The sequence below is a fragment of the Kineococcus rubinsiae genome (assembly GCF_011839805.1).
Classification (GTDB): Bacteria; Actinomycetota; Actinomycetes; order Actinomycetales; family Kineococcaceae; genus Kineococcus; species Kineococcus rubinsiae.
This window is the reverse complement of record NZ_VWPY01000038.1, coordinates 1-12,285: the sequence shown is the minus strand read 5'-3', so window position 1 is coordinate 12,285 and position 12,285 is coordinate 1. Positions and strand designations below refer to the sequence as shown.

At 68.4% G+C, this 12,285-nt stretch carries 9 protein-coding genes; 5 read left to right on the top strand and 4 right to left on the bottom strand.

Annotation, left to right across the window (positions count from 1 at the left end; all coding sequences use genetic code 11):
- Positions 1 to 536 precede the first annotated feature (536 nt).
- The 3 genes from F1544_RS16410 to F1544_RS16400 all read right to left on the bottom strand — a co-directional run bounded on the left by F1544_RS16410 (position 537) and on the right by F1544_RS16400 (position 4,256).
- Positions 537 to 2,078, bottom strand: coding sequence for a multicopper oxidase family protein (locus F1544_RS16410; RefSeq protein WP_208972033.1), 1,542 nt, complete (start codon positions 2,076 to 2,078; stop codon positions 537 to 539).
- A gap of 180 nt (positions 2,079 to 2,258) precedes the next feature.
- Positions 2,259 to 3,065 (bottom strand): hypothetical protein, encoded by an 807-nt coding sequence (locus F1544_RS16405; RefSeq protein ID WP_167587174.1) that lies wholly within the window; start codon positions 3,063 to 3,065, stop codon positions 2,259 to 2,261.
- Between the two features lie 381 nt (positions 3,066 to 3,446).
- Positions 3,447 to 4,256 carry a GNAT family N-acetyltransferase gene (locus F1544_RS16400; protein WP_167587172.1) on the bottom strand — a complete coding sequence of 270 codons (810 nt, stop codon included), beginning with the start codon at positions 4,254 to 4,256 and terminating at the stop codon, positions 3,447 to 3,449.
- A 2,238-nt stretch (positions 4,257 to 6,494) separates the two neighbouring features.
- Here F1544_RS16400 and F1544_RS16395 point away from each other — a divergent pair.
- The 5 genes from F1544_RS16395 (at position 6,495) to F1544_RS16375 (ending at position 11,513) form a co-directional block, all read left to right on the top strand.
- A complete protein-coding gene (locus F1544_RS16395; protein WP_167587210.1) occupies positions 6,495 to 6,776 on the top strand; it encodes a metal-sensitive transcriptional regulator in 282 nt (93 codons plus the stop codon).
- Positions 6,777 to 6,979: 203 nt separating this feature from the next.
- Positions 6,980 to 7,360 carry a heavy-metal-associated domain-containing protein gene (locus F1544_RS24725; RefSeq protein ID WP_167587170.1) on the top strand — a complete coding sequence of 127 codons (381 nt, stop codon included), beginning with the start codon at positions 6,980 to 6,982 and terminating at the stop codon, positions 7,358 to 7,360.
- 110 nt (positions 7,361 to 7,470) lie between these two features.
- On the top strand, positions 7,471 to 9,870 hold the full coding sequence (locus F1544_RS16385) for a heavy metal translocating P-type ATPase (RefSeq protein WP_208972032.1): 2,400 nt from the start codon (positions 7,471 to 7,473) through the stop codon (positions 9,868 to 9,870).
- A gap of 294 nt (positions 9,871 to 10,164) precedes the next feature.
- Positions 10,165 to 10,830 carry a hypothetical protein gene (locus tag F1544_RS16380; RefSeq protein ID WP_167587168.1) on the top strand — a complete coding sequence of 222 codons (666 nt, stop codon included), beginning with the start codon at positions 10,165 to 10,167 and terminating at the stop codon, positions 10,828 to 10,830.
- Between the two features lie 77 nt (positions 10,831 to 10,907).
- On the top strand, positions 10,908 to 11,513 hold the full coding sequence (locus tag F1544_RS16375) for a M15 family metallopeptidase (RefSeq protein WP_167587165.1): 606 nt from the start codon (positions 10,908 to 10,910) through the stop codon (positions 11,511 to 11,513).
- Between the two features lie 118 nt (positions 11,514 to 11,631).
- On the opposite strand, the gene F1544_RS16370 is transcribed toward F1544_RS16375, so the two are convergent.
- On the bottom strand, positions 11,632 to 12,285 hold a 654-nt coding region (locus F1544_RS16370), incomplete at its 5' end, for a F510_1955 family glycosylhydrolase (RefSeq protein WP_167587164.1).

Sequence of the window (12,285 nt, the reverse complement as noted above, 5' to 3'; positions counted from 1 at the left end):
CCCGACCGTCGGAGCGGCTCGAGAGCCGGTGCGGCGGCCACTGCCGATCACGCCCCGCCCACGAGTGGGCGTCGCGCTCATCAGCGAATCGTGTGGTCGTCGAGCACTCGAGGCGTGGGCGAGCACGTGCGCATGAGGTGACCGTCCCCGACGTGCTGCCACGCTGGTAGCGGCGACGGGTGGTCGGCAACGCCGCTGTCCACGGCCAGTCACCGCGATCGCTGCCACCGACGCGAGGGGGGGCGATTCCGTCAGCGCAGCAGCGACCTCGAGTGCCACTCAGCAGCCCCCTATGTGATCACTTCTCACGGTCCCCGTGCCGACCAGCACGGCCCCGTTCGCACCTGGCCACGGCTGTGCCCCCGACAGCGAACCCCCTGCAATCGCCAGGGGCTGAATCCGTCGTGGTCGTTGGAGTCGCGGGAGACCTGAAGGGACGGGGGCACCGCCGCTACACCTCAGGCGAAGGTCAAGGAGGACGACCGTGGTCTTGCTCAGATGAGCCGCTCCCGTCCCGCTTGTGCGGTCGACACACCTCACACCTCATACGACATGACCGTCATCATGCCCTGCTCGCCGTGGTAGGCGTTGTGGCAATGCAACAGCCACTGACCGGGGTTGTCTGCGTCCAGGTCGATCGAGACAGACTGCATGGGCAGCACGTTGACGGTGTCTTTGCGCGGGCCCCTGGCAGCCGCCCCGTTGACGGCACTGAGGGCGAAGGTGTGCCCGTGCAGGTGCATGGGATGGAACATCATCGTCTCGTTGATCAGAGTCAATCGCACGCGCTCCCCCTGCGACACGGGCAGTGCGGCGTAGTCCGGATACGCCCGTCCATTCAGCGTCCACGCTCGCCCACCGTCGACCATCTGCAGGCGCACCTGCATCTGCCGATCCGGGGTGTCGGTGCGTAGCATGACCGCCTGCGTGGGCTGGAGGTCGGCGTAGCTGAGAAGTCTCCCGGTGAGCTCCGCGGGTCGCACCTGCGGTGGGGGTGTGCTTCCGGAGGCGGTCCGCAGCAGCGCCACCGCGGAGGGGTCGTCCTTGCCTTCGGCGACCGCGACGATCGGGAACACGCCGTCACCGGCCTCCACGAGCAGGTCGTAGCGCTCCCCCATGCCGAGCATCACCGCATCGACCGTCACCGGCTCAACAGGAAACCCATCGCTGTGCGTGACCGTCAGGCGATGCCCCCCGATCGCGACGCGGTACGCCGTATCTGCGCCGGCGTTGATCAACCGCACGCGCAGCCGTTGACCGACGCGGCTGGAGACGACGAAGGGATCACTGGGCAGGCGCCCGTTGATGAGGTGCGCAGGGTAAGAGACGTCACCGGTGTCAGAGCCCAGCGGTTGCGCTGCGTTCACCACCCCGGACGTGCTTCCCGTGGTAGTCGCTCCGGAGGCGTCCATGCCAGCCATGCCTTCCATGCCGGGCGGGCTCTCGGAGCCCATCGTGCTGCTCGTCAAGCTCATCCCGTCGGCACGCGATCGCGCCAGGATGTCGTCCGGCGCATCGCCGAGCCCATCCGTCCAGTCGTCGAGGACCAGGGTGACGTCCGCCTCGTACGGCGCGTCCTCGTCGGGATCCTCGACAATGAGTGGCGCGTACAGGCCGGTGTCGAGCTGCACGCCGACGTGGGGGTGGAACCAGTAGGTGCCCGCATCTGGAACGACGAAGGAGTAGGCGAACGAGTCGCCGGCGGCGACGGGTGCCATGGTGACCGAGGGAACGCCGTCCATGTCGTTGCGCAGAGCAAGCCCGTGCCAGTGCACACTGGTGGGCCGAGGCAAGTCGTTGAGAAGGTTCACGCGCAATTCATCGCCGACGTTGACGCGGATCTCACTACCGGGAACCTGGTCGGCGAAAGCCCACGTGGAGACCAGCTGCCCCCCCAGGTCGATGGTTCGGGGACTGGCTCGCAGCTGCCGGTGAACGACGCGACCGCTCCGTGACCGCGCCGCCTCGCGCGTCGCGATGGCGCCGGTGAGACTCCTTGGTTGCGGGTCGCGGCTTCGATCGGCGATCCACAGTCCCGTCCCGGCACCGACCAGAGCCACCGCGCCCGTTCCCAGCACACGCCGACGCGATGGCTTCTCGGCGTGCGTCGCGTCCGCTTCGAGATGCTCAGACTGTGGGCACATCGTTGACCTCGTCATGGTTGTCGGAAGTACTTGGCGAGTGTGGAGAGTGAGGCCGCGGGACGGTGGGTTGCTCTTGCCGGCCGTCACGCGGCCTCATGTCCTCAACCTCGATGGTCAGTCGAATCCGACGTGCACGTGGTCCTGGTGGACGTGATCGGTGAAGGATCCGGCACCGATCTTCTGCGGCCCGCCGACCTCTCTGGAGACCTGCAAGGCGGCCTGCATGACTGACCTCCAGGCGCTGGTGGAGTGATCAATGACGGGCACGTCATCGATGGACCAGATGTCCACCGCGCGGCCCCGTGTGTGGTTGGAGACGCGGTCGGTGGCGAAGACGTTGATCGGATGGCCACTTCTGATGACCTGGACGTGCAGCTTCCACCGTTGGGCCAGCGCCAGGAGTGCTTCGCTGACCCGGTCATCGATCGCTCCCGACAGCAGATCTGCACGGGCAGCGCCCGGCAGCAGAATTCCCGGGTGAGCGAGGACGCTCATCGCCGCCGGCGAGGGCGTCCCCGCGACCGCTGCCGGGCTGGAAACTGGTATCACCTCCGTGACCGCCCATGCCTTCGCTTGGCGTTGCAAGCGGACATCGAAGGTGGAGGAGAGAGTCTCGACGTCGCGGCGCCCGACGGCGACACGGTACTGGTTCGCCACGAGCATGACGCTGGCGTCGGTCAACGAAGCCGTCAGGCCACCGTACTGCGGATACACCACTTCCAGAGCCGAGGCCTCGCCTCGGGGCAGCATCGCTTGTAGGGTTCCGGCAGGACGAGCGTCCATCCCTCGCGCCGCCAGACGCGCCGCCAGGTCCGGCGCAGACGCTTCACCCCCCTTAATGCCCGGATCGGCTGACAGGGCGGTCTGCAGGTAGTCGACAGCGGCCTGCTTGCAGGCCGGCTCGACCTCCCCTTCCATCACGACGTACTCCGCGACCGTTGGCAACCGCACTTCCGGGGTCGGTGTCGGTGACGGCGCCAGCGTTGGCGAAGACGTAGCCGTCGAGGCAGCGTCAGCAGAGGACCCGGTAGCTGATGACTCACCGCCGCGGGTGCACGCCGCGGTCACCGAGCTCAGCACCATCAACGTCCCTACGAGCAGCCCGCGCCGAGACGGTGACCGGTCCCCGACTGGCGCACCAGCGCTCAGTGCCCGCAGATGCTGGGCTTGGCCCGTCTCGGCACCGGCGCCCGTTGCTTCGAGCCGCCTACTGTCATCGGAAGCTGTCATGCGTGCGTGATCCTTGTGTCTCGTGATGCTTGCCGAATGCATGCGGTGGGGTGCAGGTGAGTGGAGGACCGCTCACCTGCGTCCCGTCGCGGTTTCACCTCGAGGGCCGTCGTCCTCAGCCCGGGAGGTCGGGCTACCCACCACGGGCCCGATGTGCGAGGGCGGCGACCCACCGTCAGCACCCGCCTGGTCCGGCAGTGGGCCGAGCCTACGTCGGTACTCCAAGATGCGACGCCCGTCGCGAACACGTTCTGCAGTGCGTTTCCATCCGAGGTGTTCGTACAGGCCGGCCGCCCCTCTGCGAGGCCCCGAGGTGCAGCGCACGGCGGCCTCCTGCGGGGGGAGGTCGTCGGTGACGAGCGCGATGACCGTCGCGCCGTCTTCCCTGGCACTGCGCTCAGCCGCGTCGAGCAGGGTCGCGGCACAGCCGAGACCGCGCGCTGATTCGACGGTCACCACAGCGTGCACGACCGCCTCGACGACCTGGCTTGAAGTGTCCGTGGTAGCCACAGCTGCCTGCGCTCCGGTGATCCGTCTGGTGGCTGTGGTGATGATGCGGCGCACGTACCGCAGAGTGCGGGTGCGAAGGAAGTGAAGGAGGAGCCGGGGCCGGCCGGCCAGGGCAAGGGTTGCGCTGGCGGCCATCGACAGACCTTGGGATCGGATGACGCCCTCGACGAAGTCGCGCTGGCGGGTGGCCACCAAGGCGTAGGAGACGATGCGCTCGTCGGCATCGACCACGACCGCCGCCCACCCGTGAGGCTGCTGGACGAATGCGCGGTGCCAGCGCGTGACGAACGCCAGGCCGAGCCGGGGAAAGAAGCCCTCAGACAGGTAACGCAATTGCAGCTCGGCGGTGGCGCGCGCGTCGGTCGACGTCATCAGACGTGCACGCAGACCCCGCCCGTACCAGAGCTCCTCAGGCAGGTGATCATCGCGACCAGCGAGCAGCCGGTCATCACTTCCCGTTGGACGCCCAAGCATGCTGTCACTGGTGCACCTCGTCAGCGCACCGTCAGCGGACGGCGTGTCGAGGTGGTCACCCCCTCGTGACGCTCGCCTCGAACGGGCTTCAGACGGGACGCGTGTGAGTACTCCGTTGCCGCTGGCCTCAGCACTGACGGGGGGCCCGTCCCCAGCGTCGGTGCCGGTGGCTCCCTCCGAGATTGCGGCGTGGGCCGCGGTGTCGGCGGCCGGATCTGCGTCGCGCGCCGTGCTGGTGGCGGGGGCCCCGGACGGGTTCACGTGGTTCAGCGCGCGTGAGGGGCTGCTCACCGACCCGGCGCCGGCTCGTGGGGGGGATTGGTGTGGCGTCGTCCGGGCCAACTGGGCGACGCGCTTCGCGGGGTCGTCCACGCGGGCCGAGGCGGGAGGCGCGTTGTTCGGGAAGTCCGGCATGTGCTGGCTCCTAGCGGGGAGATGAGTGGATTCCGTCATCGAGCCCGCCGCCGCGTGGTGGACAGCCTGGTCAGCGCAGCGCGTGGCTGCACAGCTGTCTCTGTGCCGGCCCCGGCGCGAGGATGAGCGCCGATACCCGGCGGAAGATCGCGCACAGCGGGGAGCCGGCGGAGGCGGCAGGAACTCATGATCGGACGAGCGGCTTGACAGGACGTCAAGAAGCACCGGTGCGGCATTGCTCCGGTGCGCTACGGGGACTGGGTCAGTCCGCGTCGTAGCCCGCGATCACACCCGATGGATGCACAAGACGATGTGGCGGCGCCTCAGCCACGCCGTGCGCCGCTGCCCGTGAGATAGCGACGGCGAGCCGCGGAGGTGGCGCAACGTCAGCCAGCTGATGAGCCACGACGCCCCGAGGTTCACCTTCTGCCCGCCTCGGCTGCGCACAGACCGCCTCAACACCCGCACGAGCTGGTTCTCGCGGGGTCCCGCGTCTTCGCGGATGTGGTGGTGTGCCGAAGCTGAGGACTCCGAGGACCCGCGGGGCTCTACGTTCGCAGCGCTGTAGACCTGCGCAGAGAGGTGACCTGGCAGACCTGAGGTGTCAGCCACCCGGTGGGCGGCGCCGCCGAAAGCCATGGCCAGGACGCCGAGGAGGACGGCCAAGAAGACGACTGTCGAGGAGGCCCTGGACGAGAAGGCAGCGCCACCCCGCACAAGCGCGGGCTGGGAGCTGCCGAGCATCGTCACCACCCCCTCTCCAATCCTCTGCCACCACAATCGGCTGCAACCAGTGTCAGATCGCCTCACTCACCGTAGGGCCTGAGGTCTTCGTGAGTGGGTAGACGCCCCCGGCGACGTCGTGACGACGCCGCAGTGCGCCACCCACAGCAGCGGCACGACGCCGGCAGCCACGTAGGGCACACCGTCACTCGACGATCTGTGGCCGCTAGCTGCGTCCTCGAAGAATCCAAGCCCCTGATCACCGCGGGGCGGTGAGCACGGTGGAGGACAAGCTCGCCGTGCTCGCGGTCGGCCGCGGAGCCGCAGATGTGCGCGCGACACCTGATGCAGGCATCCCCACCACCATCGCCACAGCGTCCGCACCGCTCTGAGCACCGCGCCCCTATCGGGCCAGACAGCAGATGCGACCGACAGAACCTCCCGACGAGGGCCCCACCAAGGCGCAGCGCGACAAGACCCCACAGGTCCAGGCCTGCCGATCGGTGCCCTGCATGCCCACAGGGTAACCCGGCGGGGGTATGTGCGCCGCGCGGTGAATGGCCACAGCGCAGCCCCCCGCACTGACAGGGCCGGCACATCCCCCTTCCGCGCCAAAGTCGCCTTTGCCCGCGAACGGACCGACGGCGACGGCGACGGCGACGGCGAGGAGGAAGATCGCAGCACCCAGCCCTCCACTCCTCAGCCGAGCGTGGTCGCCGCCCTCATCGCGGATCACTCGCGCAGTTGAGCTCGCTCAGGACGCATCACGTCCTTCTGCCCCGTCCTTACGCGCCCACCCCCCTCCTCGTCCTGCGAGAAGAAGTGGTGGAAGGTGAGCTGCTAGAGGTGTCCTCCGCAGCGCGCGACGGCCCGCAGGAGAGTGCGATCTTGAGGAATGCTGCCACCGTCAGGCCGGTTGGGCGGGAGGTACCACCCCCGGGTACTTGCTGACGCCGGGTGAGTTGCCGTAGAAAGGTCGTGAGGGTGAAGGAGACGGCGGTGATCGGGTACGGCACCAACAAGGACGACGTGCTGAAGCGTCTGCGCCGGATCGAAGGGCAGGTTCGTGGACTGCAACGGATGGTGGAAGAGGAGACGTACTGCATCGATGTGCTGACGCAGGTAGCGGCGGCCACCAGAGCTCTCCAGGCGGTCGCCCTGTCACTGTTGGGCGATCACCTCGCTCACTGCGTTGCCGACGCGGCACGCCAGGGTGGTGAGGTGGCGGACGAGAAGGTGGCAGAGGCCTCCGCAGCCATCGCCCGCCTCGTTCGCTCCTGATGTGAGCCCACGGTCAGAGTTCGACTGCTCACCGGTTCCCCCGAGAAGCGTCACCATCATTGTCCAAAAAGTGACGACGAGGACGCCCGTCCCGTAGACCGCCCACGTGCAATGCGACCAGCGCAGGGTCCCGACTCCTCCATGCGGGCCTGAGGACCGCAGCGTCTCGCGCCCACTCATACCGCGAAAGGAACGTCGACCTCATGACCGAAGACCTGAAGATCACTGCCGCCCCTACTGACGCCACCGTTGCGAGCAACTCCGGCTGTGCCTGCTGCGCTCCGAGCGCTGCCACGAGCGAGCCCGCTTCGTCCGCCTCGTCGGAAGATGTCATCGTGGTACCGCAGGGCTCAACGAAGCCGGTGACGCAGGCGTATGACATCGCCGGCATGACGTGCGGGCACTGCGTCGGCGCGGTCACGGACGAGCTGCGCGCTCTCAGCAGTGTGAGCGACGTCCACATCGATCTCGTCGCCGGTGGAACGTCCACCGCCGTGATCACTTCGACGTCTGCCGTGCCAGACGCCGACGTCGCTGCCGCCGTGGACGAAGCCGGCTACCAACTGATCGGACGCAGCGCCTGATCAGCCCGCACTGAAGCCTGCTGCTCCCGAGCGGCACCGTCCTCCGGCGACTGGTGGCTCTCGCACATCGACACCGTGCTGGGCGCACCTGACTCTCAGAGAGCCTGACCATGACCGAAGCCAGCACCGGTGACTCACCTCACGTCTTGCCCGGCAGCCACTCGTCGGTCGAGCTGATGATCGGTGGCATGACGTGTGCCTCCTGCGCAGCACGCATCGAGAAGAAGCTGAACCGCATGCCAGGCGTGCAGGCGTCCGTCAACTACGCCACGGAGAAGGCGCATGTTCGGCTCCCGGCGGGAACAGACGCCGCGGCCGCCATCGCCGTGGTACGAGCCACGGGGTACACGGCCGACCTGCCTCCTGCCCCTGTACGCAAGACACCGCGTCAGGAAACCAGTACGGGCGTGATGGAGCAGGACAGCGACAGTCGAAGTCTGCAGGACCTTGACAGCGACGGCGCGTCCGTAAAGACCGCGACGCTTCGCACACGGCTGTCCATCGCGACCGCTCTGACGGTGCCCGTCGTGGCCTTGGCGATGGTCCCGGCGCTGCAATTCACCAACTGGCAGTGGCTGTCGCTGACGCTGGCGGCTCCGGTAGCGGTGTGGGGTGCGTGGCCGTTCCACCGGGCGGCGTGGGTCAACGCTCGCCACGGCGCAGCCAGCATGGACACCCTCATCAGCGTTGGCGTCCTCGCCGCCTTCACCTGGTCGCTGTACGCCTTGTTCTTCGGCCAGGCAGGCATGCCTGGCATGCGGATGCACTTCTCTGTGCTGCCTGGGCGAGGGGGTCAGGAGATCTACCTCGAAGTCGCTGCAGCGGTCACGGTGTTCATCCTCACTGGTCGCTACATGGAGGCGCGAGCCAAGCGCCGCAGTGGTGCGGCGCTACGGGCGTTGCTGCAGCTGGGCGTCAAGGACGTCACCGTCGTCCGCGAAGGGATGGAACATCGCATCCGGATCGAGGACCTCGCCGTCGACGACATCTTCGTCACCCGTCCTGGTGAGAAGGTCGCCACTGACGGCGTGGTCATCGACGGCTCGGGAGCTGTTGACGCGAGTCTGCTGACCGGGGAGTCCGTGCCGGTGGAGGTCGGCGTCGGTGACGCCGTGACCGGGTCGACGATCAACGCGGGCGGCCGACTGCTGGTCAGGGCCAGCCGGGTCGGGAAGGACACTCAGCTGGCTCAGGTGGCCCGACTGGTGGAAGACGCACAATCGGGCAAGGCTGCGGTACAACGCCTAGCCGACCGCGTCTCAGGGGTGTTCGTCCCCATCGTCTTGGTCTTGGCCATCGTGACGCTGACAGGCTGGCTGCTGGCTGGGCACTCCGCGGAGGCGGCCTTCACCGCCGCCGTCGCGGTCTTGATCATCGCATGCCCGTGCGCGCTGGGGCTGGCCACTCCGACGGCACTGCTGGTCGGCACCGGCCGCGGCGCCCAGCTGGGGTTGCTGATCAAGGGGCCGGAAGTCCTGGAGTCGACACGCCGCATCGACACCGTGGTGCTCGACAAGACAGGAACCGTCACCACCGGACGCATGTCCTTGCTCGAGATCCACCCCGCAGCAGGAGTCGACGAGGGCCAACTGCTCCGGCTGGCCGGCGCCGTGGAACACGCTTCGGAACACCCGATCGCGACGGCGATTGCGGCAGCTGCCACCGACTGGTTGCGCACCTGGGACGGCGAGGAGCAACTGCCGCCCGTCACGTCCTTCGCCGCCAGCAGTGGCTGGGGTGTCAGTGGTGTCGTCGAAGGACACGCTGTCGCAGCCGGGCGCGCGTCCTGGCTGACGGAGCAGTGGGCCCAGGGCCTGGACCGCGATCTGCTGGCGGCCCTGAGCGCAGCCGAACAGGCCGGACGCACGGCCATCGCCGTCGGCTGGGACGGTCGTGCACGGGGGGTGCTGGTCGTAGCCGACACCCTCAAGCCGACCAGTGCGGCAGCTGTCGCGCAGCTGCGCCGTCTCGGGCTGCGAGCCGTTCTTCTGACCGGCGACAACTCCCGCGCAGCGCACGCGGTCGCGGCGGCAGTGGGGATCGACGAGGTCATCGCCGAGGTGTTGCCGGAAGGGAAGGTCGACGCCGTGCGGGCCCTGCAAGACCAAGGTCGAGTCGTTGCGATGGTCGGTGATGGGGTCAACGACGCCGCCGCACTGGCCGCCGCCGATCTTGGTATCGCCATGGGCACCGGCACGGACGTCGCGATCGAAGCCAGCGACTTGACCGTGATGCGAGGTGACCTGATGGCTGCCGTCGACGCGCTGCGCCTGGCCCGATCGACACTGTCCACGATCAAGGTCAACTTGTTCTGGGCGTTCGCCTACAACGTGGCAGCGTTGCCTCTCGCCATCGCCGGCCTGCTCAACCCCCTGCTGGCGGGCGCAGCCATGGCGGCCTCCTCGATCTTCGTCGTCTCCAACAGTCTCCGGCTGCGTCGCTTCAAGGCCTCCCCGGTCGCAGCTCCGGCTGATCATCTCCGGCCATCTCCTCAACCGTCGCTGCGTTGAGGCCCACCCTCCCGCCACAGCCGCCCCCAGCTGACCTTTAACGCAGGTCGCAGCTGAGCTGGTTCCCCGTGAGATCGTCCTGCGTCCTGCTCCCTCGGTGGCCGCCCGTGGTGGCACGGACGTGTGCCTGCAGCCAGCCTTTCATGGTCGGGATCGGCGACGGCAGCGTTGTGAACGGGTGCGCCTGCCGACCTCAGCGCTACCTACAGTGCTTCACCGGTGCGGCCGAAGACAGGAAGGATGATGCAGCACCGCCGGGCAGATCAGCCCTGACCGCACTGGACGTGAGCTGACATGACCTTCCGCCGCCGCTTGCTCCTGCTTGCGGGCTCGACACTGGGCGTCGGGTGCTTGGCTCTGAGCGCGGTCAGCGCCAGCGCCGCAACGGTGGGGGCGACGGTCATGACGGCGAAGGGGTCCGAGAGTGGCCAGTTGGTCCCTCCCATCACGGCTGAGCTCCCGACCTCCGGGGAGGTTCAAGCGGCCCAGCGAGCGGTCGAGGCCTCGGCCGCGGCCGCAGCCGCCTCTCAAACACAGCTGAAGGTGGGGCAAGCGCGCCTCGACGCGGTGGCCGAGCAGGCCAACAGTGCACTGGAGGCCTACCAGCAAGCGGTGGAGGCCCGTCAAGCCGCGCAACGACAAGAGGTCCGAGAGCAGACGCGCCTGAATGAAGCGGACACTGACCTCGACCGAGGCAAGAAGGAGCTGGGGCGCTGGGTGTCGTGGACCTACCGCGGCGGCTCGGTCGTGCAGCAGTACGGCGGGCTCATCGGCTTCCTGCAACATGGCGGAACGGCTGACGCCGCGCAGGCCCTTGTCTCCGCCGATCGCATCGGTGCCCACCGCAGCAGCGCCGTCACCGATTTCGCGTACATTCAGCAGGTGCAGGCCGACGCCGTCGTGAGCACCGCCGAAGCTGGGGCGAAGGTTCAAGTCCGAAACAGGAGGCCACCGCTTTGAAGCGGCGGTCAGACGCGCTGGTCACTGAGCAGAAGGAGCGAGTGGCCTCGCTCACGAACCTTCAGAGGAGCACTGCGGTGACGGCTGCCGGTGACGCCGCGCGGGCGCGGTCCCTCGCGAACGCCCGCGCCTCCGCTGGCGCCGCCCTCGCAGACGCGACGAAGCGCGCCGCCCAGGAGACGGCCGCGGATCGGGCCACGACTGCCGCGCACCCGCGGATCGCAGACGTCCCCTCACCGGTGTGGACGTCCCCGGTCACCGGAAGCTGCCGGGGAAGCAGCACCGCCGGTTACCCCAACGGGCTGATCCCCCGCAGCGCCCTGTGTCCCCTGTGGGGGGCCTCGAACCACGTGCTCCGCTCCGATGCCACCGCCGCGTTCAACCGGCTCAGTCAGGCCTCCGCGCAGGAGTTCAGCTCGCCGATTTGCGTCACCGACTCCTACCGGACGCTGGCCGCGCAGATCGACGTGAAACAGAGCAAACCCGCCCTCGCCGCTATCGCCGGTACCAGCCGCCACGGCCTCGGCATCGCCGTTGACCTCGGCTGCGGGGTGGAGAGCGCCGGCTCGGCGCAGTTCACCTGGCTGAAACGCAATGCCGCACTGTACGGCTGGCTGCACCCCGCTTGGGCCGAGCGGCAGAACGGGCCCTTCGAACCTTGGCACTGGGAGTACACCGGCTGACATGTCAGAGCAGTGCGGAACCAGACAGCGACCTTGGTCACAGCTACCCCTGAAGCCTGGTTGCCGCGCTCGAGCGGTCGTTGCGGCGCCCAGGGTGGCCGACCACATCCTGTGGCACTCACCGCACTGACGCTGGCAAGGCGGCGAAGGTACGGCCTCCGTCGGTGGAGGTCACCACGGTGGTGTCGGTGACGACCTGAACGTGCACATCACCGGTGTCGGCGCTGCTGGCGCTCAACGCCTGAGGAGCTCCCTCGACGCGGCCACGCTCGTCCCAGGTCAGTCCGGCGTCAGTGCTGATGAGGACCTGCCCATCGGGGGTGACGCCGACAGCGGTGTCTTGCGTGCCGCCTGCCCAGGCCACCAGCAATAGCAGAGGTGCAGCGGGGATCGCCGACCACGTCTGGCCGGCGTCGCTGGAGCGGACCGGGCCGTCTTGACTGGTCGCCAGCAGCACCGCGCCGTCGGGTGAGGAGGTCAGCGCGAACGGTTGCACCGGTGCGCTCAAGCTCGTCCAGGTGGCGCCGTCGCTGCTGGTGCGCAACGTGCCGTCGTAACCGAGGACGGCGCGGGAAGACGCGGCGAGGGCGTGGAAGTCCGAGAGTCCCTGGCGCGAGAGTTGCGTCCAGGTGCGCCCTGCGTCGCGGGACTCGATCAGCCCGACCGGGTCGGGCAGGTTGCTGCCGGCACCAGGATGACCGGAGGCGTAGTAGTGCGCCGGGCCGGCGATGGTGAAGCCCATGAGGTCGTTGACCGGTCCGATGCGCTTCGG

Bases quoted from the DNA above. Each gene is read 5' to 3' on its own strand.
- F1544_RS16380 (WP_167587168.1), top strand. From the start codon at position 10,165: ATGACCTTCCGCCGCCGCTTGCTCCTGCTTGCGGGCTCGACACTGGGC.
- F1544_RS16400 (WP_167587172.1), bottom strand. From the start codon at position 4,256: ATGACGTCGACCGACGCGCGCGCCACCGCCGAGCTGCAATTGCGTTAC.
- F1544_RS24725 (WP_167587170.1), top strand. From the start codon at position 6,980: ATGACCGAAGACCTGAAGATCACTGCCGCCCCTACTGACGCCACCGTT.
- F1544_RS16385 (WP_208972032.1), top strand. From the start codon at position 7,471: ATGACCGAAGCCAGCACCGGTGACTCACCTCACGTCTTGCCCGGCAGC.